Here is a 23,365-nt window from a genome sequence, read left to right as displayed (position 1 = left end):
TATAAAAAAAGAATCATTATTTTTTCTAAATAATAATTATTGTATTTTGACACTTCCCTTTAATTTGATATAATAATATCTACAGTGGCGAGGGAGGGAATAAGATGGAAAGCAGAATCGAGAGAATAAAAAAACAGTTGCACTCGTCTAGCTATAAATTGACTCCTCAGCGAGAGGCAACAGTTAGTGTATTGCTGGAGCATGAAGAGGATCATTTAAGCGCAGAAGACGTATACCTCCTGGTAAAAGAAAAATCGCCCGAAATCGGGTTAGCAACTGTGTATCGAACATTAGAGTTATTAACTGAATTAAAAATCGTAGATAAAATTAACTTTGGAGATGGTGTGTCTAGATATGATTTAAGACAAGAAGGCGCCGCTCATTTTCATCACCACCTTGTCTGTATGGAGTGTGGGGCAGTGGATGAAATTCAAGAAGATCTTTTAGAAGAAGTTGAAGCGGTTGTTGAACGTGATTGGAATTTTAAAGTCAAAGATCACCGCCTAACCTTCCATGGGATTTGTCACAGATGTCAATCAAAAGAAGATTCCAATACTGTAGAATAATACATTAGATGCATTATTTCTCTCGTTATAGCATTTATTGACGTGAGAAAATAAGCATCTTTTTATTTTTCTCATTTTTAGATGATTTTATCGTGCAAATACTTTTCTTTTCGTTCATGTATAAAACTTGTCCGATCTGACATAGGATGAAGTAGGAAGAAGAACGGAGGGTGTAAGATGAAATCATCCATAAAAATGATTTTGAACACGTTAAAGGTTTTTTTATTATTTGTTAGCTTTACTGTTCTTTTTTATTTCGGCATGGTATGGTTAAATCAGGAGTATCAAAACTATCATCGGTATGATGAGCCTAACGGAAATGCCATTAAAGCTTCAGGTACTTTAACCGCAGAAGGTAAGGACTGGAGCTTTCTTGAGCGCTTAAAGCTATTTTATTTAAGCGGGGAGTAATCAAGGGAGTAATCATATGAAAGATGCGATAAGAGATTTCATTCATTTTTTAACAGTAGAAAAAGGGTTAGCAAAGAACACAATCGTTTCCTACCAACGAGATTTGAATTCTTATATGAATTACCTACTTGCAGTAGAAGGCGTCAAGGATTGGAATGATGTTCGAAGACCAAATATCATGCACTTTTTGGGTCATTTAAGGCAGGAAGGAAAATCTTCAAGGACCTTGGCTCGCCATATAGCCTCTATTCGTAGCTTTCATCAGTTTTTACTAAGAGAAAAAACGACTGAACAAGATCCTTCCATACATATAGAAACTCCTCAGCCTGAACGAACACTACCTAAGGTATTGAGCATGGAAGAAGTAGAGGCGCTGCTGGATGCACCTAAATCAAGTGATGCATTTGGTTTGCGAGACCGTGCAATGCTTGAGCTTCTATATGCAACAGGCATGCGTGTAAGTGAATTAATCAATTTAGACATATCTGATGTCCATGCAAATATGGGATTTGTTCGTTGTGTTGGAAAAGGAAATAAAGAAAGAATTATTCCAATTGGCAAAACGGCTCTTCATGCAGTGGAGGATTATTTGCAAAAAGGCAGAGGAAAACTAGTTAGCAAGAAAAATAGAACGGATTCGCTATTTTTAAACCATCATGGAGGAAGGTTGACGAGGCAAGGCTTCTGGAAGATTCTAAAACGTTTGGCGCAAGAAGCGAATATCCAAAAAGAACTGACACCGCATACTCTTCGTCATTCATTTGCAACACATTTACTCATGAATGGGGCAGATTTAAGGTCTGTGCAGGAAATGCTAGGTCATGCAGATATTTCCACTACACAAATTTATACGCATGTAACCAATGTGCGGCTTAAGGATGTATACTCAAAGTTTCATCCGCGTGCATAACGAGATTAAGAGAATCTCAGTAAGCCATTTTTCATTCATAAATCATTTGTCACTCAATCATAATCCAAAGAGGCTGACGATTAACGAATGTAACAGATCCCTCTTTGTTTATCGTTAGTCTCTTTTAAATGTATCAAATTAGTGAAAACCCTTGCATTAACTATATAATATCCTCTAAAATTAAGTTGTCAGACTTCCGACATGTATAATGAATTTTTATGGTTATATATCCCTTTTTAGGGCAACATACAAACAGAATGTACGTTTTGTTTGTACAAGTGATGATTATATTAAAGTAAAAAAGAGAAATGTTATCCAATGTAGGAGGAATCAATATGAGTAAAAATAAATTTAAACGAATATTCCTAATTGTTATGGATTCTGTCGGAATCGGGGAAGCACCGGATGCAGAAAAGTTTGGTGATAAAGGTGCCCATACCCTTGGACATATAGCTGAAAAAATGAATGGATTAAAAATGCCTAATATGGAGAAATTAGGTCTTGGAAATATCGAAAAGCTAAAAGGTATTCAAGAGGTTGAACAGCCGCTTGCTTATTATACAAAAATGCAGGAAGCATCGAATGGTAAAGATACGATGACTGGGCACTGGGAGATTATGGGGCTGCACATTGAAACACCTTTCAAAGTATTTCCTGAAGGATTTCCAAACGAGTTAATTAAAGAGCTAGAAGAAAAAACAGGAAGAAAAGTCATTGGAAACAAGCCGGCAAGTGGAACAGCCATTTTAGACGAGTTAGGAAAAGAGCATATGGAGACAGGAGCACTAATCGTTTACACTTCTGCTGATTCTGTCCTTCAAATAGCAGCTCATGAAGAAGTTGTACCACTTGATGAATTGTATAAAATATGCAAAATTGCACGGGAATTGACTTTAAGAGAAGAATATATGGTCGGCCGAGTGATTGCTCGTCCATTTGTGGGAGAACCAGGAAACTTTAAGAGAACGGCTAACCGTCATGACTATGCGTTAAAGCCTTTTGAAAGAACCGTTATGAATGAATTGAAAGACGCGAATTATGATGTGATCGCAATTGGTAAAATTCATGACATTTATGATGGAGAAGGAATAACTGAATCATTAAGAACAGTCTCAAATATGGACGGAATGGATAAACTCCTTCAAACAGTGAATATGGAGTTTACAGGACTAAGTTTCTTGAACTTAGTTGACTTTGATGCTTTATATGGCCATCGAAGAGATCCAATCGGCTATGGAAAAGCTCTAGAAGAATATGACGCTAGACTTCCTGAAGTGCTTGAAAAATTAAAAGAAGATGATTTGTTAATCATAACAGCTGACCATGGAAATGATCCGATCCATCATGGAACAGATCATACGAGAGAGTATGTTCCACTGCTCGTTTATTCTAAAAGCCTAAAGTCTCCAAAGGAACTTCCGCTTAGAAAAACATTTGCAGATATTGGTGCAACGGTAGCTGAAAACTTTGGTGTCAAAATGCCGAAACATGGAAAAAGTTTTCTTTCAGAGCTTCAATAATTACTCATAGATTGTTTCTAAAATAGTTTTCATTCTTTCAGTAATTAACAGTTCTTCATCGTTTACTTAGAGTAGCAGCTACTTAAGGTGCTTCGGGAAAAAGGAGGAAACAAAGTGTTTGAAGAGATAAATCAGGCAGCCCAATTTATCCGAGAAAAATTACCCAAACAGCCAGTGATCGGTTTAATTCTAGGGTCAGGCTTGGGTGTTTTGGCTGATGAAATTCAAAACCCAATCAAAATTCCATATGAACAGATACCGAATTTCCCAACCTCTACTGTTCAGGGACATGCCGGCCAACTCGTCATTGGGGAATTAGGTGGCAAGACTGTACTAGCTATGCAAGGGCGCTTTCATTTTTATGAAGGCTATCCAATGGAAAAAGTGACGTTTCCGGTCCGTGTGATGAAATTACTGGGAATTGAAAAATTGATTGTCACCAATGCAGCTGGAGGAGTCAATGAAAGCTTTAAACCGGGAGATTTAATGATCATCAGCGATCATATAAACAATATGGGTACTAATCCTCTCATTGGATCAAACGATGAGCGATTTGGCCCTCGTTTTCCAGATATGTCAGAGGCTTACGATAAAGAATTTAGGATGCTCGCAAAAGAAATTGCGTCCTCCATCCATTTAGAAGTAAAAGAGGGTGTTTACATAGGTAATTCCGGCCCAACTTATGAGACACCTGCCGAGGTGAAAATGGCGCGTATTTGGGGAGGAGACGCGGTAGGAATGTCGACCGTTCCCGAAGTGATTGTTGCCCGACACTCCGGTATCCGTGTTCTAGGCATTTCTTGCATTACAAACATGGCAGCAGGAATTCTAGACCAACCACTTTCACATGATGAAGTGATTGAAACAACAGAAAAAGTAAAATCAAGCTTTTTGACATATGTGAAAGAAATTGTTTCACGAATGTAAAGTAACAGACAATAAGATGATAGCATCTATTTATTTCATCCTGATAATGATGAAAGGGGACTATTTACTGTCCCTTTTCTCAATAAAATAAATTGTAATAGGTGGTTTTAATAATGAGAATGGTTGATTTAATCGAAAAGAAACGTGATGGGTTTGAGCTGACTACAGAAGAAATTCAGTTCATGATTAAGGGTTTTACAGACGGAAGCATTCCTGATTATCAAATGAGTGCAATGGCCATGGCGATCTTTTTTAAAGGAATGACCGAGAAAGAGCGCGCAGACCTAACAATGGCAATGGTTGAATCTGGCGATCAAATTGATTTATCTGCAATTGAAGGAATAAAAGTAGACAAGCATAGCACTGGTGGAGTTGGAGATACAACTACACTTGTACTTGGGCCTCTTGTTGCAGCGGTAGGCGTTCCTGTCGCGAAAATGTCAGGACGCGGACTTGGACATACTGGCGGAACAATCGATAAGCTTGAGTCAGTAAAAGGTTTTCATGTAGAGATCGATAATGAAGAATTTATCAAGTTAGTGAATAAAAATAAAATTGCAGTGATCGGTCAGACTGGTAATTTAACACCAGCAGATAAAAAGCTATATGCACTGCGAGATGTAACAGCAACAGTTGACAGCATTCCATTAATTGCAAGCTCTATTATGAGTAAAAAAATTGCTGCAGGTGCAGATGCCATTGTACTTGATGTAAAAACCGGGGCGGGAGCGTTTATGAAAACGCTTGAAGACTCTGAGGCACTCGCTAGAGCAATGGTTAGCATTGGTAATAATGTTGGAAGAAAAACAATGGCAGTCATCTCAGATATGAGTCAGCCACTAGGTTATGCGATCGGAAACGCACTTGAAGTAGAAGAGGCTATTGAAACCTTAAAAGGACAAGGTCCTGAGGACTTAACGGAGCTTTGCTTAACACTTGGTAGCCACATGGTGTATTTAGCGAATAAAGCATCTTCTCTTGAAGAGGCAAGATCCATGCTACGTGAGGTAATGAAGAATGGAGAAGCCCTTAAAAAGTTCAAAGAGTTCCTAGAATCCCAAGGTGGGGATGGATCTGTTGTTGACGATCCTGCTAAGCTGCCGAAAGCAAAATATCAGTTTGAATTAGAAGCTAAGGAAGATGGATTCGTAAAAGAAATTGTAGCAGATGAAATCGGAACTGCGGCTATGCTTCTAGGTGCCGGAAGAGCCACAAAGGAATCTCAAATCGACTTGGCTGTTGGACTAGTTTTAAGAAAGAAAATCGGAGATGCTGTTAAGAAAGGAGAGTCATTAGTGACAATCCACAGCAACTTTGAAGACATTACTGAAGTAAAGAATATGCTTTACGAAAATATTGTAATATCACCTGAAAAAACTGAAAAACCAACATTAATTTACAAAGAAATTACAAAATAATGTTGATAGGCTCCTGATCCATTTTTGGTCAGGAGCCTATTTTATTTATTTGAATCAGCATGAATTTTGTATAATTCTATCTTTTCAAAACAACAGAACTATATATTCAAACGATTTAATCGGATCCTCACAAAAAAAGCCTCTCCCTATTATTTTCACTGGAATGATTTGTATAAAACGATGGTTTTTGGAAAAAATGGGTGCTATAACGATTGGAGGGTTTGGAGATGAAACGCATTTTTTTAATAGGTTTACTATCTTGTGTGTTATTTAGCTTTACTGCAGGCAATCAGGCTGCTGCTAGTGAGCAAAAAGGTGTGGAACTAGCTAAAGAAGCCCAATCTGCTATTTTAATTGAGCGTGACACAGGAGCAGTTTTATACGAAAAAAATTCAAATGAAAAGCTTCCTCCTGCAAGTATGACGAAAATTATGACAATGCTTCTCATTATGGAAGCGATTGATCAAGGAAAATTATCGATGAATGAAAAAATTAGAACGAGTGAATATGCTGCTTCGATGGGGGGATCACAAATCTTCCTTGAACCTGGTGAAGAAATGACGACGAAGCAAATGCTACAAGGGATTGCCATTGGTTCAGGCAATGATGCTTCTGTTGCAATGGCTGAAAGGATTGCGGGCTCTGAAGAAACATTTGTAGAAATGATGAATAAAAAAGCAAAAGATTTAGGTTTAAAAAACACGAAGTTCCAGAATGCAACAGGACTTCCTGCAAGTGATCATTACAGTTCGGCCTATGATATGGCCAAAATGGCAAAAGAACTACTGAAATACGAAGATATTACAAAGTTTACAGGTACTTATGAGGCCTATTTGCGTGAAAATACGGATAAAAAGTTTTGGTTGGTTAATACGAATCGACTTGTTAAATTTTATCCCGGTGTTGATGGACTAAAAACTGGCTTTACAAATGAAGCCAAATATTGTCTTACAGCAACAGCCAAAAAAGGAAACATGAGGGTGATTGCAGTCGTTTTTGGAGCACCTACTCCAAAGGAACGCAATGCCCAAGTCACCAAAATGCTGGATTATGCCTATGCCCAATATATGACTCATCCAGTTTTAAAAAGAGGGATTGAATTAGATCAAGCATTCGTCAGCAAGGGAAACATCAAAAATGTCTCTGCAGTAACTAGTGAACCTATTTCAGTATTAACAAAAAAAGGCGAATCGATTGATGACATTAAAAAAGTAGTGACTTTGAAAAAAAACTTAAAGGCTCCAATCCAAAAAGGCGAAGAAATTGGGACGATTAAGATTTTGAAAGGCAATAAAGTGTTAGTAGAATCTCCTATTGTAGCTAAAGAAAAAGTTGACAAAGCGAATTGGTGGCAGCTTTATAAACGAGCTTTTGGGATGTTTACACAAGCTGATAGCAAATAGTGTCAAAATCAATCAGATTTCCACTATTTTAAGCGAAATAGCACTTGTTTTGTCATTGACGCAGGAAACAAATAAACAAAAGGCGAAATGACTCACTATAAGACAGAGAAGGAGGCTGTTATAGTGGGTCTTACCATTGACATGGAAGTTATAGGAGAAGTTCTTTGTATTCGCCTTAGAGGAGAATTGGATCACCATACTGCTGAGGAATTGAAAAATAAGGCTTCACATTTGATTGAAAAAAATCGTATCAAGCATATTATTTTAAATCTTGAAGAACTCAGCTTTATGGATAGCTCCGGTTTGGGAGTCATTCTTGGCCGCTACAAGCAAATCAAGCAAAATCATGGTGAAATGGTAGTTTGCGCAATTTCCTCATCTGTAAAGCGATTGTTTGAAATGTCCGGTTTATTTAAAATTATTAAACAGGAAGTATCTGAAGAGAATGCTTTACAAAGACTGGGGGTTGCGTAATCGTGAAAAATACGATGTCACTACAATTTTCTGCACTAAGTCAAAATGAATCTTTCGCAAGGGTTACTGTAGCTGCATTTATTGCCCAGCTTGATCCAACAATGGATGAGCTGACAGAAATAAAAACAGTCGTTTCTGAAGCGGTGACGAATTCCATTATTCATGGCTATGAGAACGATCCAAACGGCATTGTATATATTACAGTGAGCATAGAAGGACATACCGTTGAAATGACCATTCGTGACGAAGGAATTGGCATTGAAGATGTTGAAGAGGCTAGACAGCCGCTATTTACAACAAAGCCTGAGTTAGAAAGATCAGGAATGGGCTTTACGATAATGGAAAACTTTATGGATGAAATAAAAATCGTGTCTCATAAAGGAGAAGGAACGATCATCACGCTAAAAAAACAGTTAACGAACAGCAAAGCTTTGTGTAATTAAGGGAGAACTGCTTATGGACGTGGAGGTCAAAAACGGCAAGAGTCAAACCCATTTGAAGGATGACGAAGTTAAGGAATTAATTAGGAGCAGTCAAAATGGGGACCAATTAGCACGTGACACCATTGTAAAAAGCAATCTTAGACTTGTGTGGTCCGTTGTACAAAGATTTTTAAATCGTGGATATGAACCAGATGATCTTTTTCAAATTGGCTGTATTGGATTATTAAAATCCGTTGATAAATTTGATTTATCGTTTGATGTGAAATTTTCCACTTATGCAGTTCCGATGATCATTGGAGAAATTCAAAGGTTTATAAGAGATGATGGGACCGTTAAGGTAAGCCGCTCTCTAAAAGAAATGGCTAATAAAATTAGAAGAGCAAAAGAGGAATTATCCAAGACAATTGGTCGTGTTCCGACAGTACATGAACTTGCAGAATATTTACAAATCAGCCCAGAGGATATTATCCTTGCACAGGAAGCGAGTAGAAATCCATCCTCCATTCACGAAACAGTGTACGAAAATGATGGGGACCCCATCACCCTTTTAGATCAAATTGCAGATCACCAAGAAGGAAAATGGTTCGAAAAGCTAGCGCTAAAGGATGCGATATTAGAGCTTGATGAAAGAGAAAGGCTGATTGTTTATTTAAGATACTACAAAGACCAAACACAGTCGGAAGTCGCAGAACGGCTAGGAATTTCACAGGTTCAGGTTTCACGCCTTGAAAAGAAAATACTTCAGCAAATGAAAGTCCGCATGAACGAATAAGTTCATGCGGATTATTTTTTTGGGGGAAAATAGATAGAAACAGGCAAATCTTCAAAGAAAACTGTTGAACATTTCACTAAAAACGAATATTATAGTAAATGCTGACGAGAAATATTCGTTATTATGGAGATTTACACAGGTTTAGCTTTTGGAGGATTTAAAAAAAATGGAAAACTTTTTTAAATTACGAGAAAATAACACTACTTTAAAAACGGAAATACTAGCAGGTGTGACAACCTTTTTGACAATGGTGTATATCGTTATTGTCAATCCTGCTATTCTATCTTCTGCTGGTGTGCCATTTGAACAGGTATTTATGGCAACTATTATTGCTGCAGTAACTGGAACACTAATTATGGGTCTATTAGCAAAATATCCGATTGCCATTGCGCCTGGAATGGGTTTGAATGCTTATTTTGCAAGTGTGGTAGGTACTCAGGGCCTGTCCTATCAGACCGTTTTTGGAGCTGTATTAGTTGCAGGGATTCTTTTCATTTTATTAAGTGTTAGTAAGGTACGAGAAATGTTAATCATGGCCATTCCGTCCAGTTTAAAATACGGGATAACTTCAGGAATTGGTCTCTTTATCGCATTTATTGGTTTGAAATCAGCAGGAATCATTGTACCAAATAAAGCAACAATGATTTCATTAGGAGATTTGCATTCACCGGTTACGGTACTATCTATTTTCGGCTTATTGATCACACTTATTTTAATGGCACGAAGAATAAATGGAGCATTATTTTATGGAATGATTATTACAGCAATTGTCGGGTATTGTTTTGACTTATTACGTTTTAAAGGAGTCGCATCAATGCCTCCTGCTCCTGTCTTTTTTGACGTTGATCTTGCAGGTGTTTTCTCAAACGGATTATACGCTGTTATTTTTGCTTTTTTACTCGTTACGATTTTTGATACGACCGGTACAATGATTGGTGTTTCTGAGCAAGCGGGACTTTTGAAAAACGGAAAATTCCCGAGAGCCAAACAAGCTTTTCTTGGAGACTCTGTTGCAACAACTGTTGGTGCAATGTTCGGAACTAGCCCTTCTACAGCTTATATTGAATCAAGTACGGGAGTAGCAGCTGGCGGAAGAACGGGATTAACGGCACTAGTTGTTTCCATTCTGTTTCTTATTTCCATGTTCTTTTCGCCGATTATTTCTGCCATCTCTTCCTTACCTGCGATCACAGCGCCTGTTTTAATCATCGTAGGTTGCTTTATGATGGAAGGTCTAGCTAAGGTGGCGTGGAAGGAGTTTGACGAAGCATTCCCTGCTTTTGCAATTATCTTGACTATGCCTTTGACATCAAGTATTGCAACGGGAATTGCTATAGGATTCATCACTTATCCATTAATGAAAGTGTTCACCGGTAAAGGCAAAACGGTTCATCCACTGATCTATTTCTTTGGTGTAGTATTCTTGATTCAACTAATCTTTTTCCCTTCACACTAAGGATACTCATTTACTCATCATCGTTTGAAAGCATTAATGAATATTCGTCTACAGGCTGTCTCAAAAGAAATACTTTTGGGCAGCTTTTTTTATGAGTTTTAAAAGAGAATGTGTGATTTTAGTATTCTTCAAACACCTTTTAACAATTTTTGGACATTGTTTACTTTGCATTGTGCAGACATAAATACCACATAATAAAATCAAAAGGCGGTAAATAAATTGAAAGAATGAATAATTGAATGTGCGGGGTGATTGGAATGGAAAAGATTGTATATATCAGAATGAGACACCGCGTGCAGATGAAAAGCAATCAAGAAATCTATGTTAAAGATGTGGCAAAAGTTATCGGATCAGACCAAATAGTAGGAAAGATCGAAAATATGTTGCTTTATAAAGTGACAAAAAAAGATCAAAATATTGTAATCATTGATTTTGTTCAATTGATTGAGCGTATAGTAGAAGAGCTACCTGAAATTGAATTGCAAGCATTCGGGCCAACGCAAACGATTGTTGAAATCGTACATGACCAAAAAAGTATGAATATCGCCTTTTTTTTAGCGGTCTGGCTCTTGTTATTTGTTGGGGCTGCATTGGCTATCATGAATTTTCACGAGGATGTCAGTATGCAAATTATGCACCAAAAGCTATATCAAATGATCACTGGTAAGATGGAGAGAAAACCTTTACTTCTGCAAATTCCCTATAGTATTGGATTGGGTCTAGGAATGATTCTATTCTTTAATTACTTCTTCCGAAAAAGATTTAACGAAGAACCCAGTCCTCTTGAGATCGAAATGTTTAACTACCAGCAAGATTTAGATCGATATGTCATTATGAATGAAAATAAAGAGAGTATGAAGCGAATAGATGGTGATTAATGTCCTACTTTTACTTTTTATCGGTTTTGCAGGAGGACTTGCAGTTGGTGCTGGTTTTGTAGCTTTTCTGACAGTACTTGGGGTGATTCCACGATTAACGCAGCTTACAAAAACCATGAAAATGATTCATTATTATGAGCTTGCTGTCGTGGCAGGTGCGGTTTTAGGAGGATGGTTAAGCTTTAGAAATTCTATTCTTGATTTACCAGTGCTTTTAACAATATTCATAGGCTTATTAAGCGGCGTGTTCAATGGAATGCTTGCTGCTGCTTTAACAGAGGTTTTAAATGTACTACCTATTTTAGCAAAAAGAGTAGGTGTGCAGGAGAAAATCATTTATTTGCTGATGGCAATCGTGTTAGGAAAAATCGGAGGATCCCTCTTTCAATGGATTTATTTTGTCGACAAATAATCAACTTTTTAAAGAGAAAGGACATAGGTTATGACAAGAAGACGAAAAGTCATACTGGTAACCGATGGAGATGAATATGCAAAGCAGGTTGTAGAGCATGTTGCTAAGGAAATTGGAGGTCGTTGTATTTCTATGTCCAAAGGAAATCCTTCCAATTTGTCAGGGGAGGAGATGATCAAGCTGATCTTACAAGCAAAAAATGATCCAGTACTAGTTATGTTCGATGACAGTGGATACATCGGAGAAGGAAGTGGGGAGAAGGCGTTATTATTTGTGGCAAATCATCCTCATATAGAAGTTTTAGGGATCATAGCGGTAGCTTCTAAAACGAAGCAGAGAGAATGGACAAAAGTGGATGTTTGTATTGACCGTGATGGCCAATTGACCCCTTATGGTGTCGATAAGTTTGGAAACCTTGAATATGAGATTGGTAAGATTGCCGGTGATACAGTGTATTGCTTAGATCAATTACATGTACCTGTGATTGTTGGAATCGGAGATATTGGAAAAATGAGTCGGAGGGATTCCGTCAACCGAGGAGCACCTATTACGAAGCTTGCTGTACAGGTAATATTAGAAAGGAGTGGATTTAATGCCAAATCAATCCCAACAGATGAAACCGATTCCTGAAAATCTAGTTGATGTAGAAAAATTCATGAAAAATAAGATTGGTCTTGGAGAGAGTTTTGATTTAGGAGTAAGAAAGTTACACATTAAGAATCGTGATGTTCATATTTATTATGTAAATGGCCTTTGTGAAACACAATTCATCATAAAATTGATTCAAGAGGTTGTGGAAATTAACGATAATGAAGAGATGCAGCATGATTTTTTTCAAATTGTAGAGAATCGATTAATCCATCAGTCTGTCACTCTAATTCATACATTAGACGAGCTTGTAGATCAGGTCCTCTCTGGATTGATTGTTTTTTTAGTTGAAGGAGAACCGAAAGGACTTGTCGTCGATGTTCGCAGCTATCCTGGAAGACAGCCTCAGGAGCCGGACACTGAAAAGGTGGTACGTGGTTCAAGAGATGGTTTTGTCGAAAATATAATAGTAAATACTGCGCTGACGAGGCGTAGAATAAGAGATGAACGGCTTCGTTTTCAAATTATCAAGGTAGGCGAACGATCGAAAACGGATATTGCAATCGGCTATATAAAAGATGTGGCGAACTCGGATTTAGTGGACATAATCCGTAAGGAAATCCAGAATATTAAAATCGATGGCTTGACGATGGCAGATAAAACGGTTGAAGAATTTCTTGTTAAACAAGGATATAATCCATATCCCCTTGTCAGGTATACGGAAAGAGCTGATGTGGCTGCTACCCATTTATTGGAAGGACATGTCCTGATCTATGTGGACACTTCGCCAAGTGTAATCATTACACCAACTACATTTTTTCATCATGTTCAGCATGCTGAAGAATACAGACAATCACCAGCAGTTGGAACTTTTGTTCGATGGGTCCGTTTCATAGGAATAATAGCAGCACTTTTTTTACTTCCGATGTGGTTGTTGGTTGTCCTCGAACCACAGTTGCTTCCTGAACCATTATCCTTTATTGGACCAAATGAAGAAACGAATATCCCGGTCGTAGTACAAATTTTTATTGCAGATATAGGAGTAGAATTTTTACGCATGGCAGCCATACACACTCCTACTCCTTTATCTACTGCTTTGGGTTTGGTTGCAGCTGTGTTAATTGGACAAATCGCCATAGATGTTGGGTTGTTTGTAAGAGAAGTCATTTTGTATGTAGCAGTTGCAACAATTGGAACCTTTGCTACACCAAGCTTAGAACTAAGTGTGGCCAATAAGATCGTCCGCTTGTTTCTCTTGATCGCTGTTGCTTTGTTCCATGTCCCAGGATTGATGATCGCCACGACTATATATATTATCCTGTTAGCAAATATTAAATCTTTGAATACTCCTTACTTATGGCCGTTGCTTCCGTTTAATCCGAAGGCATTTCTACAAATTCTGTTTAGAAGAGCAGTGCCCGGTTCAAAAATAAGACCCAGCATTGTCCATCCAAAAAATCGATATAAACAGCCATCTAATTCTTGAATAGATTCTTATTGAAGTTCCCAATTAATTATGTTAATTTTAATTTATTCAAGTAAAGCATATAAAATAATGAATATTTAGACAGTTCATCGTAAGATACTGTCTTAGATTGTAGAAAAAGTATATATTACTCGCATTCAGACTGATTGAAAACGCTTGTCAGTCGAGGAACGAACCCGTGCGAGGAGCGGAGTTACCCTAGACGGTAATGAGCACCGGAGGAGGGGACGTGACGAAGAATGCGAGCGTTTGTCAACAGTCTGAGACAGTTCATCGGAAGGTGACTGTCTATTTCTTTATTGTGTTTGCATAAACGTTTTTGTTGATATACAGGGAAGGGAAGATAAGAAATGTATTTGTATGGAACCAGCAAGATCAATAATTTAGGACACCTTGAAATAGGCGGAGTTGATACAACAGAACTAGCTGCAAAATACGGAACACCTCTTTATGTATACGATGTTGCCTTGATCAGAGAGCGTGCAAGGGGCTTTAAAGAAACTTTTGAAAAGCTAGGTGTCAAAGCCCAGGTTGCTTATGCAAGCAAGGCTTTCTCTTCTATCGCGATGATTCAACTTGCAGAGGAAGAAGGACTGTCACTCGATGTTGTATCAGGTGGGGAACTTTATACGGCCCTTGCAGCTGGTTTTCCAAAAGAAAAGATTCATTTTCATGGTAACAATAAAAGTGAAGCTGAGCTACAAATGGCCCTAGATGAGAAAATCGGCTGCATTGTTGTCGATAATTTTTACGAATTAAAACTTTTGGAATCGATTTGCTCCAGAAGGAAACAGAAGGTAAACATTTTAATTCGTGTAACACCGGGAATCGAAGCTCATACCCATGATTATATTTTGACAGGTCAAGAAGATTCGAAATTTGGATTTGATCTTCAAAACGGACAAGCAGAAGAAGCCGTTATTTTTGCAATGGGTTCAGAATGGATTCATTTGCTGGGTTTACATTGTCATATTGGTTCACAAATTTTTGAAACCACCGGATTTATTTTAGCTGCGAGAAAAATCATGGAAAAATTAAAGGAATGGCAGAACAGATTGGGCTTTGAACCGAGCGTTTTAAATCTTGGCGGGGGCTTTGGAATTCGATATACAAATGAAGACGATCCACTTCCTGCTTCCCAATACGTCGAGGAGATTGTAAACGAAGTAAAAGACCAAGCTAGAATACATGGCATGAATATGCCGGAAATTTGGATTGAGCCTGGTCGTTCACTTGTTGGAGATGCTGGAACCACCCTGTATAAAATTGGATCTCAGAAGGAAGTTCCAAATATTCGAAAGTATGTTGCCATTGACGGTGGAATGAGTGACAATATCCGTCCAGCATTGTATGATGCCAAATATGAAGCTGTACTCGCTAATCGAATGAATGATCCAAATGAGGAAATCGTTTCGATTGCAGGGAAATGTTGTGAAAGTGGTGATATGCTCATCTGGGACTTATCATTGCCTAAACCAGAAAAAGATGATATTTTAGCGGTTTTTTGTACAGGTGCCTACGGCTATTCCATGTCCAATAACTACAATCGAATTCAAAGACCAGCCGTTGTTTTTGTTGAAAACGGTGAGGATCAATTAGTAATCAAAAGAGAAACCATGGATGATCTGATTAAAAACGATCTGCCCCTAAAAACAAAAGCGATTAAATGAAATAAAAGGCGTTCACTACTATAGTGACGCCTTTTTTGGCGATCCTGTCCGTCGCAAATAAAAAAGGTAGCTCTAGGGTAGAGCCACCTAAATTCATATTATCCCTTAAATAGTGCAGCAATTGCGTCTATTAAGCTAGCGAACACTTCCTTTAATTTTTGCAAGAAAGTTTGACCTTCTTCAGAATTTAAGAAGGCATCCAATTGTTCTTTTGCTTTGTTCAATTGCTCTCCAACCTGATTCCAATCAATATTCAATTCTTTTAATTTATTAAATAAATCAAGTAAGCTTTGGATTTGTTCTTCATTTAACGTAATACCAAGCTCCTTTGCTGCTGACTCAATTAAAGCCCTTAAATCAGCTTCAGTCTCCGGAGGGTTTTTTACCATCTCCTGTTTGATTTTTGTCATAAGGGCTGTCGCTTCATCGGTTCCGATTTCATCGCCAAGTCTCGCCGTTTTAACCATTTCTTCATTGGCAGCCTGCTTTACATCTTCTGGAATCGCTTGATCTGACGAAACCTCATATGCTTTAAGTATTCCAGTCAAAGCAGCTGTTCCTGATACAGGAATTGGAGAAGTCACATATATTTCAGCGTCTTTTACCCCTGCTGTAATTAGCGCATTTACATACATTTCTTTTGTAACCCAGGTAATATTTTTCGTTTCGACTTTGAGGCCGGAAGCTTTTTCTCCTAATGTAATAGAGGAAGAAGAAAGAGCTTTTGTTCCAATCAATCTCTTTGAAATATAATTGCCCAGATACTTATGCTCCTCTTCGTTTGAAACGGTAATGATTTCTTCCTGATCATCAGCTCCCATTTCTGATAGTAACATGTTCTTTTGTTCTTCTGTTAAATCCTCGCCGAGGGTGATAAAACGGTCTCCGGGTTGTGCATCGGCGAAAGCTTGTACAGGTAAAAGGAAAAGAAAAACTAATCCTAAATACATCCATTTATTACCGAAAATTCTTTTCATACGAAAACCTCCTTAGGATATTAGACGATCCTTTTTAAAAAAAGATTCATTTTTTTATGAAAATTTATGGATTCAGCTCCAAAAGGTACAGTCAGAAATATACTTTGGAAATCGAATTTTTATGGGGAGAAACCATTAATAAAATGTAGAGAAAAATTTTGTTCTTGGCAAGAGCTTTTGTAAAAAAATTTTTATGGCTACAATAAAAATAAATAAAGAAAAATGATATCCTATTGAGGTGTTGGGATGGTGAAAAAGAGCAATAAATGGCTATTTATACTTTATGGCAACATAATTAGGGAGGAAGATATGATTTTTGGCACCCTAACCATTAAATGTGATTTATAGAGTTGAAGTGTTAGCCATTATTTTGTATGATGAAACCATTCAAACATAATTTTTAAGACTAAAGTACTAAATATACTTTATTTAATAACGAGGGATCTTTATGTTAATTCGATATAAAAAAGTTTATGAGAAATTTGCGATGGGACTTCTCTCTTTCATGCCAAACGAAAAGGATATCAAAAAGCTCCAAAATACAATGAAACAATATGAAATGCAGGAAAACTGGCAGTTATTTCTTTGGAAAGAAGAAGAAATCATAGGCTTAATTGGTGTAGTTTTGGAAAATAATGAAGATGTGATCGTTCAGCATATTTCGGTAAATCCTTCCTATCGTCACCAAGGTGTAGGAAAATCAATGTTACAAGCGCTATATGATCTGTATTCGGATAAAAATATTCTTCCAACGGAACTGACTGTGTCATTTTTTGAAAAATGCAATATGGCCAATGAAGAAAAATAAGCGGTTTAATCGGCCGCTTATTTTTCTTTAAATCGATATAGAGTGTTACCTTTGCCTCTTGATTTGCTTTTGTCTTAGTCTTTCCTCAATGACCTCTGTACGATCACGAACTTTATGGCGATGTACAAGCGTGTCATCAGCTGTATACTCCTTATCACACCATTTAAATCCAAGCTCTTTACACTTCAGTTTACATGTTTTAATCAGTTCATCACTTATTAGAGGAAATGTAAGGTCTATGTAAGGCAAACCAGTTTGTATTCGGGCCAATTGATCTTTAAGAATCTCGAGGAACCCTTTATCGTCAATCCCCAGTGAGGATAGTTTCTGTTTTGCTTCCTGATTTTTTTCAAGAATATCGATCGATTTTTTTATCGTCCTTTCTGCGCCAGAAAGATTGTTTCGTCGGTAATGATAAGAAGAAACAGCTAATAGGATGAGAGCTACCCAGACAGACTCACGATTTTTTGGATCAACCTTCTTCCAATATTCTTCTAAAATTTCATGACACTCAAAATAATCTCTGTCACCATGAAAATGGACCAAAAAAGATATATATTCTTTTGGATATGACATAAGATCGCTCCTTTAAATTCAATAGTAAGAGTGTAACAAATAAAATGAAATCCTGCTAATGATAAAAAAACCCCGACCTTTGAATCGAGGTCGGGTTCATAGGCTTTATTAAAACCAAGCGGCTCCAACAATAATCAATAAGATAAACAATACGACAATTAAAGCAAAACCACTGCTATGTCTGCAACCCTTGTCACCCATTGAAATTCCTCCTTTTAATTCAAATATCACAGGTTTCCATTTCAGCATATGTATTCAATGGATTTTGGTATGGGCGAATACCCAAAAAAGGAAAGATTAAGAAGTTCATTTAAGAAGTTCCCTATTGGACAAATAAGATTAATCCACTATACTATGAATAGCTTAGACTTGATGTCCATTTAATTTTCTTCTTTTAGACGTAATGGAATATAATCGAGTCTATTACTGACCTTATGAAAAGATATCAAAGTGGGGAAAAAGATGATTTATCATGTAAAAATTGATGCTTTTGAGGGCCCCCTCGATTTATTGCTCCATTTAATCCATAAGCTAGAAATTGATATATATGATATACCTGTATCAGAAATTACAGAGCAATACCTTCTTTACATTCACACGATGAAGGTGTTGGAGCTTGATGTGGCTAGTGAGTATCTTGTAATGGCAGCAACATTATTGGCGATCAAAAGTAAAATGCTGCTACCAAAGCATGAGGAAGATAACCTAGAAAATGACCAAGAGTTTGATTTGGAACAAGATCCACGAGATGAGCTTGTTGAAAAATTGATAGAGTACAAGAAATATAAAGAAGCAGCAGGAGAACTCAAACAGCTTGAACAGGAGAGGGGCTTAATGTTCACAAAGCCTCCGAGTGACCTCTCAGCTTTAGCAAAGGAAATCGAGCCTGAAAAGCTGGAACTTAACGTTACTTTGTACGATATGCTAGGGGCTTTTCAAAAGCTGCTAAGAAGAAAAAAACTACAAAAGCCCTTGCAGACTAAAATTACTCGACAGGAGATTTCGATCGAAAAAAGAATGAAAGAATTGCTCCATCAATTAAAAAATGCAAGGGGCAAAATAAGCTTTTATTCTTTGTTTCCTTCAAATGAAAAGGAGCATCTGGTTGTTACCTTTCTGGCTATTCTCGAACTAATGAAGCTTAACGAAATCGTGGTGGAGCAAGAGAATAATTTTTCTGAAATTTTTATTGCAGTGAAAGGTGTTGTAACAATTGGAACATAGATCTTGGAAAGCAGTACTAGAGGCATTGTTATTTGCAGCTGGCGATGAGGGACTTTCTATACAGCAAATCTCTAATGTCATGAACGTAACGGATATGGAGTCCTTGCAATGGATCGAGACATTAAAGGAAGAGTATCAAAAAGAAGATCGTGGAATCCAGTTAGTTGAGATGGCAGGGGTTTATCAGCTTGCCACGAAAAAGGAATACTCAGATTATCTCAAAAAGCTGGTAGAAGCACCGGGTAGTCAGAATCTGTCACAGGCTGCTTTAGAAACACTGGCTATTATTGCTTATAAACAGCCAATTACCCGAGCTGAAATTGAAGATATACGTGGCGTTAAAACAGAAAGACCTATACAAACTCTCGTAGCCAAAGCACTCATTAAAGAAGTAGGTAGAGCAGACGGACCTGGTAGGGCCATTCTTTACGGTACAACGAAAGAGTTTTTAGATTATTTTGGCTTGAAATCGCTCGAAGAACTGCCAGAACTTAAAGAAGCAGGGGAAGATTCATTTGAACAGTCCGAAGCCGACCTGTTCTTTGGATTAAACAAGCAAGAGCATTGATAAATCGGTACATTTTATCTGAATTGTGTTAATATATAAAAAGAAAGTGTTGTAGAATGATGTGTAACGACTTTGGGGGGATTTTGCTTGTTGATCAAAGAATGTAAAGGCTATGAATTGGAAAAAGAAAAGCCCAACACCTCTGAGGATTTTTTTAATCGTTCAGAAGTGACATTTGAAGAAAACGGAGAACTAAAAACATTACATATTTTATACCTACGCTACTTTGACGAGCAGTTTCAGACCTATACTCCATTTGAAACAGATCCAGTTTTTACGATTGGAACACGGGATGTATATTTTAAAGATCTGGTAGGAATTGTTTGCTTACTGAAAAATACAGGTTTTCGAAATAGGAAAAGAATTTATATTAGTAGTGAAAAAGAATTTGCTAGTTATTTTGAAGGTGTGGATTTTGAAAAACTCAAAGTAATATTTACATCATTGGAGCAAAATGGTAGTTATAAACTTCAATCGGCACTGGAGTTTCTAGTATAAAATTTAAAAAAAAGGTTTTTATTTAGGAGGGTTATTCTTGGGGAATTCAATTGTAAAAACTCAGCTTGAAGATGTTGCTGCTTTTTTAACGGAAACGGTTCAAAGCCTTGAGGATTTTTTGAACGAAACAACTTACACGATGCTTCAGCAGGAAAAGAGCGGAGATGAGGCTTATTATAAAGGTTTGCTTTCTACACTCAGACGTTTACTCGTTCATTGCGAAGAAGGTCTAGATGTAAGTAAAATCGTTTTGAAAAATGAAGTTTTTCATAAAGCGGCTGCTGAAAAAACTCTATACAAGATTTATCATCAATGCATCGAGGAGTTCTTCTCACCTAAAAATGACCAATGGTATGAAGACAGTCGTTCAGCATACACCGGGAGAAATTCCATTAAATTCCATCAAGAAGTGCCTGAGAAAGTATCAGCTCTTATAAAAAAACTTGAAAGCGGTTTTCAAACTGTAAGGGAAGAGCTTGAATTCTACGAAACAGATTACCGGACGAAAATGATTCAATCTAAATAAAAAAGTTGACCTAAAAATGGATTTGGGTCGTGGATTTTATTCGACAATCAGACTAAGCTGGCTTAACGACGTTAAGTCAGCTTTTTTAATGAAAATAATTCATAACATGATGAGCATTTCCTGTTCATAAGGTAATGAAGGAGGTGTTTTCATTGGGGAATTATGAAAAATATGTGGAAGAAGTTTCGTGGTGGTTGGTGGAAGTAAAACGGTATCTCGAAAATTACAATGATGTAAAACAGGATCAAATAAGAGAACGAATCATTTTATTAGACGAGAAAATTCAATCAGCAAAAAGGAGGGGAGTATTTATTCCGGAATTTATTCAGGAAACTCAAATAATCGTTGATTCAATCGCAGCTTCTATACAGTCTACCATGCCAATACGAAAGACCTCAGTTCCGATTGGAGAGCACAAATTACCTCCCCTATCCTACCCTTACAAATCATTAGAGCCGTATATTTCAGAACAAATCATGATCCTTCATCACGACAGACACCATAAATCGTATGTTGATGGACTAAATAAAGCTGAAATCATGATGCAAAAAGCACGAAAGGAAAATGATTTTGCTTTAATTAAGCATTGGGAGAGAGAAGCGGCTTTTCATGGTTCCGGACATTATTTACACACAATCTTTTGGGAAATTATGAACCCAAAAGGTGGAGGAATGCCAAAGGGAGAGCTTCTTGAGCAAATTGTGAAGGATTTTGGCAGCTTTGAGGCCTTCAAAGCCCACTTTTCTGCAGCAGCTAAAGCGGTTGAAGGAATTGGCTGGGCACTTTTGGTGTGGTCCCCTCGTTCAAGAAGACTTGAAATTCTTCAATCAGAAAGACATATGCTTCTGACCCAATGGGACACCATTCCAATCCTTGTCTTAGATGTTTGGGAGCATGCATATTATTTACAATATCAAAACAATAGGGGAGAGTACGTGGATCATTGGTGGAACATCGTGTATTGGCCTGCAGTCGAAAGTCGTTATAAAGAAGCAAAAAAACTCACTTGGGAACCATTTTAATCCTATACAGAAGGATCTAATCGTTCAAAAAAGTTTTTATCATAACCCTTGTCCTTCCGCATAAACTTGTACAAAACACTAGAAGGACGAGGGCTGCTATGCGTTTTAAAAAAACAAGCTACATATGTGTAATCATTTTAGCGATATGGATCGCTTCTTTTCCTAGGCAAGCAGGTGCTGAAGTTACTGTTAGCGCACATCATGCAGTATTAATGGAACAGGTAAGCGGAAGGGTATTATTCGAAAAAAATGCTCACGAACAAAGAAAGATTGCGAGTATAACGAAAATCATGACAGCCATTCTTGCTATAGAATCAGGGAAAATGGACAATCAGGTGACGATAAGCGATAAAGCGATCGGGACAGAAGGCTCCAGCTTATATTTAAAAAATGGTCAGAAAATGAAGTTGAGAGATTTGGTTTATGGTTTGATGCTCCGCTCAGGCAATGACGCAGCTGTTGCGATAGCTGAATATGTGGGGGGGAGTATGGAGGGCTTTGTCTGGCTTATGAATCAAAAAGCGCAAGAAATTGGAATGGAAAACACGCATTTTTCTAATCCACATGGGCTCGATAATACGGAGAATCATTATTCAACAGCTTATGACATGGCATTATTAACTCGCTATGCAATGAACAATGAAGAGTATCGAAAGATTTCTTCAACAAAGGTTCATCGTGCCTCTAACCCTTTTGAAAAATGGGATTACTCCTGGAAGAACAAAAATAAAATGCTCTCTCTTTATAAATATTCTACTGGTGGAAAAACAGGATATACAAAACTAGCAAAAAGAACGCTTGTATCGACTGCTCAAAAGGGAGATATGAGTTTGATTGCCGTAACATTAAATGCCCCCGATGACTGGGATGATCATATTACGATGTTTGAAACAGCTTTTCATAACTATGATTTGGTAGAAATTTTGGATGATGATGTCGTAAAAAAAGTGAAGGACTCCTTTTATAAAAACAAAGCTGTGTTGAAAAATGAATTTTATTATCCACTTACTTCTGAAGAGAAAAAGGAGATTAAAGTGGATTATGTACTGATTCAACCCCAATCAAAATGGAAAAAGGGCAAGAATTTACCTGAGAAAGTGGGAAAAGCCTACATTTTTTTGAATGGTGAACCGATTGGAACGAGGAATATTTTTTTTGAACCAGTCAGTGAGACGTTTGGGAGACATTTTTTTGAAAGCTGGAGAACACTATTTTTTATGATTATAGGGATGAACGCCGATGGTTAATTATATTTGGGTTGGGATGATGTTAATAGGAATCGTATATGCAGCCTTGAATGGGACCATTGATGAGGTAAACAAAGCACTGTTTAAAGGGGCAAAAGAAGCCGTCACTCTCTGTTTTGGGCTTATGAGTGTCCTTGTATTTTGGCTGGGGCTGATGAAAATCGCGGAAGAAGCAGGTCTTTTGAAAAAGCTTTCCATTTTGTTCAGGCCGCTTGTTACAAGGCTGTTTCCGGATGTACCTGCAAATCATCCGGCTATCGGCTACATTTTATCAAACATGATGGCAAATACGTTTGGTTTGGGTAATGCTGCCACTCCTCTTGGGATTAAGGCAATGGAACAACTGAAAGAGTTGAATGGTGGAAAGGATCATGCAAGCCGGTCAATGGTTACCTTTTTGGCTATTAATACATCAAGTATCACAATTATTCCAACAACGGTTATCGCCATTCGAATGACGCATGGGTCCGCTTCCCCGACAGATATTGTGTTTCCTACATTGATTGCTACATTTATTTCCACAATTGGAGCCATCCTAATTGATCGGTACTATTATTACAAAAGGAAAAGAAATGGAGGATAATA

General features: G+C 37.5%; 27 protein-coding genes. 24 read left to right on the top strand and 3 right to left on the bottom strand.

Annotated features, from left to right (window positions below):
- Window positions 1-104 precede the first annotated feature (104 nt).
- The 16 genes from fur (at window position 105) to lysA (ending at window position 15,334) form a co-directional block, all read left to right on the top strand.
- Window positions 105-566 (top strand): ferric iron uptake transcriptional regulator, encoded by a 462-nt coding sequence (gene fur, locus GD441_RS00985; RefSeq protein WP_153122752.1) that lies wholly within the window; start codon window positions 105-107, stop codon window positions 564-566.
- A gap of 177 nt (window positions 567-743) precedes the next feature.
- On the top strand, window positions 744-977 hold the full coding sequence (locus GD441_RS00980) for a YqzK family protein (protein ID WP_153122750.1): 234 nt from the start codon (window positions 744-746) through the stop codon (window positions 975-977).
- Window positions 978-993: 16 nt separating this feature from the next.
- Window positions 994-1,887 (top strand): site-specific tyrosine recombinase XerD, encoded by an 894-nt coding sequence (gene xerD / locus GD441_RS00975; RefSeq protein ID WP_153122748.1) that lies wholly within the window; start codon window positions 994-996, stop codon window positions 1,885-1,887.
- A gap of 335 nt (window positions 1,888-2,222) precedes the next feature.
- Window positions 2,223-3,407 carry a phosphopentomutase gene (gene deoB / locus GD441_RS00970; protein WP_153122746.1) on the top strand — a complete coding sequence of 395 codons (1,185 nt, stop codon included), beginning with the start codon at window positions 2,223-2,225 and terminating at the stop codon, window positions 3,405-3,407.
- 114 nt (window positions 3,408-3,521) lie between these two features.
- Window positions 3,522-4,334: a purine-nucleoside phosphorylase gene (locus tag GD441_RS00965; protein ID WP_153122744.1), complete on the top strand. Its 813-nt coding sequence runs from the start codon at window positions 3,522-3,524 to the stop codon at window positions 4,332-4,334.
- 113 nt (window positions 4,335-4,447) lie between these two features.
- A complete protein-coding gene (locus tag GD441_RS00960; RefSeq protein ID WP_153122742.1) occupies window positions 4,448-5,752 on the top strand; it encodes a pyrimidine-nucleoside phosphorylase in 1,305 nt (434 codons plus the stop codon).
- A gap of 227 nt (window positions 5,753-5,979) precedes the next feature.
- Window positions 5,980-7,155 (top strand): D-alanyl-D-alanine carboxypeptidase family protein, encoded by a 1,176-nt coding sequence (locus GD441_RS00955; RefSeq protein WP_153122740.1) that lies wholly within the window; start codon window positions 5,980-5,982, stop codon window positions 7,153-7,155.
- Between the two features lie 123 nt (window positions 7,156-7,278).
- The gene (spoIIAA, locus tag GD441_RS00950; protein WP_153122738.1) at window positions 7,279-7,629 is read left to right on the top strand and encodes an anti-sigma F factor antagonist; all 351 of its coding nucleotides are present in this window, start codon (window positions 7,279-7,281) and stop codon (window positions 7,627-7,629) included.
- Between the two features lie 2 nt (window positions 7,630-7,631).
- Window positions 7,632-8,072, top strand: a complete 441-nt coding sequence (gene spoIIAB / locus GD441_RS00945; protein WP_153122736.1) for an anti-sigma F factor — start codon at window positions 7,632-7,634, stop codon at window positions 8,070-8,072.
- Between the two features lie 13 nt (window positions 8,073-8,085).
- Complete coding sequence (gene sigF, locus GD441_RS00940) at window positions 8,086-8,844, top strand: RNA polymerase sporulation sigma factor SigF (RefSeq protein WP_153122734.1); 759 nt, start codon at window positions 8,086-8,088, stop codon at window positions 8,842-8,844.
- Window positions 8,845-9,010: 166 nt separating this feature from the next.
- Window positions 9,011-10,300, top strand: a complete 1,290-nt coding sequence (locus GD441_RS00935) for an NCS2 family permease (RefSeq protein ID WP_153122732.1) — start codon at window positions 9,011-9,013, stop codon at window positions 10,298-10,300.
- A 257-nt stretch (window positions 10,301-10,557) separates the two neighbouring features.
- Window positions 10,558-11,178 (top strand): stage V sporulation protein AA, encoded by a 621-nt coding sequence (locus GD441_RS00930; protein WP_153122731.1) that lies wholly within the window; start codon window positions 10,558-10,560, stop codon window positions 11,176-11,178.
- Complete coding sequence (locus GD441_RS00925) at window positions 11,168-11,590, top strand: stage V sporulation protein AB (protein ID WP_153122729.1); 423 nt, start codon at window positions 11,168-11,170, stop codon at window positions 11,588-11,590. The genes GD441_RS00930 and GD441_RS00925 overlap by 11 nt, the downstream gene beginning before the upstream one ends.
- A 30-nt stretch (window positions 11,591-11,620) precedes the next feature.
- Window positions 11,621-12,220: a stage V sporulation protein SpoVABEA gene (gene spoVAEA, locus GD441_RS00920; RefSeq protein WP_153122727.1), complete on the top strand. Its 600-nt coding sequence runs from the start codon at window positions 11,621-11,623 to the stop codon at window positions 12,218-12,220.
- A complete protein-coding gene (locus tag GD441_RS00915) occupies window positions 12,183-13,664 on the top strand; it encodes a spore germination protein (protein WP_153122726.1) in 1,482 nt (493 codons plus the stop codon). The genes spoVAEA and GD441_RS00915 overlap by 38 nt, the downstream gene beginning before the upstream one ends.
- Window positions 13,665-14,014: 350 nt before the next feature.
- Window positions 14,015-15,334, top strand: coding sequence for a diaminopimelate decarboxylase (gene lysA / locus GD441_RS00910; RefSeq protein ID WP_153122724.1), 1,320 nt, complete (start codon window positions 14,015-14,017; stop codon window positions 15,332-15,334).
- A gap of 98 nt (window positions 15,335-15,432) precedes the next feature.
- Here lysA and GD441_RS00905 read toward each other — a convergent pair whose 3' ends face one another.
- The gene (locus tag GD441_RS00905) at window positions 15,433-16,311 is read right to left on the bottom strand and encodes a DUF1002 domain-containing protein (protein WP_153122722.1); all 879 of its coding nucleotides are present in this window, start codon (window positions 16,309-16,311) and stop codon (window positions 15,433-15,435) included.
- A 448-nt stretch (window positions 16,312-16,759) separates the two neighbouring features.
- Between GD441_RS00905 and GD441_RS00900 the strand changes: the two genes are divergently transcribed.
- Window positions 16,760-17,119: a GNAT family N-acetyltransferase gene (locus tag GD441_RS00900; protein WP_153122720.1), complete on the top strand. Its 360-nt coding sequence runs from the start codon at window positions 16,760-16,762 to the stop codon at window positions 17,117-17,119.
- A 45-nt stretch (window positions 17,120-17,164) separates the two neighbouring features.
- Here GD441_RS00900 and GD441_RS00895 read toward each other — a convergent pair whose 3' ends face one another.
- Window positions 17,165-17,695: a DUF309 domain-containing protein gene (locus tag GD441_RS00895; protein ID WP_153122718.1), complete on the bottom strand. Its 531-nt coding sequence runs from the start codon at window positions 17,693-17,695 to the stop codon at window positions 17,165-17,167.
- 108 nt (window positions 17,696-17,803) lie between these two features.
- Window positions 17,804-17,896, bottom strand: coding sequence for a YjcZ family sporulation protein (locus GD441_RS00890; protein ID WP_153122716.1), 93 nt, complete (start codon window positions 17,894-17,896; stop codon window positions 17,804-17,806).
- 261 nt (window positions 17,897-18,157) lie between these two features.
- Here GD441_RS00890 and GD441_RS00885 point away from each other — a divergent pair, with 261 nt between their 5' ends.
- From GD441_RS00885 to GD441_RS00855, 7 genes are all read left to right on the top strand, one after another.
- Complete coding sequence (locus GD441_RS00885) at window positions 18,158-18,919, top strand: segregation/condensation protein A (RefSeq protein WP_153122714.1); 762 nt, start codon at window positions 18,158-18,160, stop codon at window positions 18,917-18,919.
- Window positions 18,909-19,487 (top strand): SMC-Scp complex subunit ScpB, encoded by a 579-nt coding sequence (gene scpB / locus GD441_RS00880; protein ID WP_153122712.1) that lies wholly within the window; start codon window positions 18,909-18,911, stop codon window positions 19,485-19,487. Before GD441_RS00885 ends, scpB begins: the two co-directional genes overlap by 11 nt.
- Before the next feature lie 87 nt (window positions 19,488-19,574).
- Complete coding sequence (locus GD441_RS00875; RefSeq protein WP_153122710.1) at window positions 19,575-19,985, top strand: hypothetical protein; 411 nt, start codon at window positions 19,575-19,577, stop codon at window positions 19,983-19,985.
- 37 nt (window positions 19,986-20,022) lie between these two features.
- Window positions 20,023-20,511 (top strand): YpuI family protein, encoded by a 489-nt coding sequence (locus GD441_RS00870; protein ID WP_153122709.1) that lies wholly within the window; start codon window positions 20,023-20,025, stop codon window positions 20,509-20,511.
- A 152-nt stretch (window positions 20,512-20,663) separates the two neighbouring features.
- Window positions 20,664-21,533: a superoxide dismutase gene (locus GD441_RS00865; RefSeq protein ID WP_225434105.1), complete on the top strand. Its 870-nt coding sequence runs from the start codon at window positions 20,664-20,666 to the stop codon at window positions 21,531-21,533.
- Between the two features lie 98 nt (window positions 21,534-21,631).
- Window positions 21,632-22,780, top strand: coding sequence for a D-alanyl-D-alanine carboxypeptidase family protein (locus GD441_RS00860; protein WP_153122707.1), 1,149 nt, complete (start codon window positions 21,632-21,634; stop codon window positions 22,778-22,780).
- On the top strand, window positions 22,773-23,363 hold the full coding sequence (locus GD441_RS00855; protein WP_153122706.1) for a nucleoside recognition domain-containing protein: 591 nt from the start codon (window positions 22,773-22,775) through the stop codon (window positions 23,361-23,363). The genes GD441_RS00860 and GD441_RS00855 overlap by 8 nt, the downstream gene beginning before the upstream one ends.
- Window positions 23,364-23,365 lie beyond the last annotated feature (2 nt).

It is taken from the genome of Peribacillus tepidiphilus (assembly GCF_009466385.1).
Taxonomy (GTDB): domain Bacteria; phylum Bacillota; class Bacilli; order Bacillales; family DSM-1321; genus Bacillus_BN; species Bacillus_BN tepidiphilus.
Note: the sequence above shows the minus strand (reverse complement) of the source record. Positions and strands in the feature narration are given on the sequence as shown.

Bases quoted from the DNA above. Each gene is read 5' to 3' on its own strand.
- fur (WP_153122752.1), top strand. From the start codon at position 105: ATGGAAAGCAGAATCGAGAGAATAAAAAAACAGTTGCACTCGTCTAGC.
- GD441_RS00980 (WP_153122750.1), top strand. From the start codon at position 744: ATGAAATCATCCATAAAAATGATTTTGAACACGTTAAAGGTTTTTTTA.
- xerD (WP_153122748.1), top strand. From the start codon at position 994: ATGAAAGATGCGATAAGAGATTTCATTCATTTTTTAACAGTAGAAAAA.
- deoB (WP_153122746.1), top strand. From the start codon at position 2,223: ATGAGTAAAAATAAATTTAAACGAATATTCCTAATTGTTATGGATTCT.
- GD441_RS00960 (WP_153122742.1), top strand. From the start codon at position 4,448: ATGAGAATGGTTGATTTAATCGAAAAGAAACGTGATGGGTTTGAGCTG.
- GD441_RS00955 (WP_153122740.1), top strand. From the start codon at position 5,980: ATGAAACGCATTTTTTTAATAGGTTTACTATCTTGTGTGTTATTTAGC.
- sigF (WP_153122734.1), top strand. From the start codon at position 8,086: ATGGACGTGGAGGTCAAAAACGGCAAGAGTCAAACCCATTTGAAGGAT.
- GD441_RS00935 (WP_153122732.1), top strand. From the start codon at position 9,011: ATGGAAAACTTTTTTAAATTACGAGAAAATAACACTACTTTAAAAACG.
- GD441_RS00930 (WP_153122731.1), top strand. From the start codon at position 10,558: ATGGAAAAGATTGTATATATCAGAATGAGACACCGCGTGCAGATGAAA.
- GD441_RS00925 (WP_153122729.1), top strand. From the start codon at position 11,168: ATGGTGATTAATGTCCTACTTTTACTTTTTATCGGTTTTGCAGGAGGA.
- spoVAEA (WP_153122727.1), top strand. From the start codon at position 11,621: ATGACAAGAAGACGAAAAGTCATACTGGTAACCGATGGAGATGAATAT.
- GD441_RS00915 (WP_153122726.1), top strand. From the start codon at position 12,183: ATGCCAAATCAATCCCAACAGATGAAACCGATTCCTGAAAATCTAGTT.
- lysA (WP_153122724.1), top strand. From the start codon at position 14,015: ATGTATTTGTATGGAACCAGCAAGATCAATAATTTAGGACACCTTGAA.
- GD441_RS00905 (WP_153122722.1), bottom strand. From the start codon at position 16,311: ATGAAAAGAATTTTCGGTAATAAATGGATGTATTTAGGATTAGTTTTT.
- GD441_RS00900 (WP_153122720.1), top strand. From the start codon at position 16,760: ATGTTAATTCGATATAAAAAAGTTTATGAGAAATTTGCGATGGGACTT.
- GD441_RS00895 (WP_153122718.1), bottom strand. From the start codon at position 17,695: ATGTCATATCCAAAAGAATATATATCTTTTTTGGTCCATTTTCATGGT.
- GD441_RS00890 (WP_153122716.1), bottom strand. From the start codon at position 17,896: ATGGGTGACAAGGGTTGCAGACATAGCAGTGGTTTTGCTTTAATTGTC.
- GD441_RS00885 (WP_153122714.1), top strand. From the start codon at position 18,158: ATGATTTATCATGTAAAAATTGATGCTTTTGAGGGCCCCCTCGATTTA.
- GD441_RS00860 (WP_153122707.1), top strand. From the start codon at position 21,632: ATGCGTTTTAAAAAAACAAGCTACATATGTGTAATCATTTTAGCGATA.
- GD441_RS00855 (WP_153122706.1), top strand. From the start codon at position 22,773: ATGGTTAATTATATTTGGGTTGGGATGATGTTAATAGGAATCGTATAT.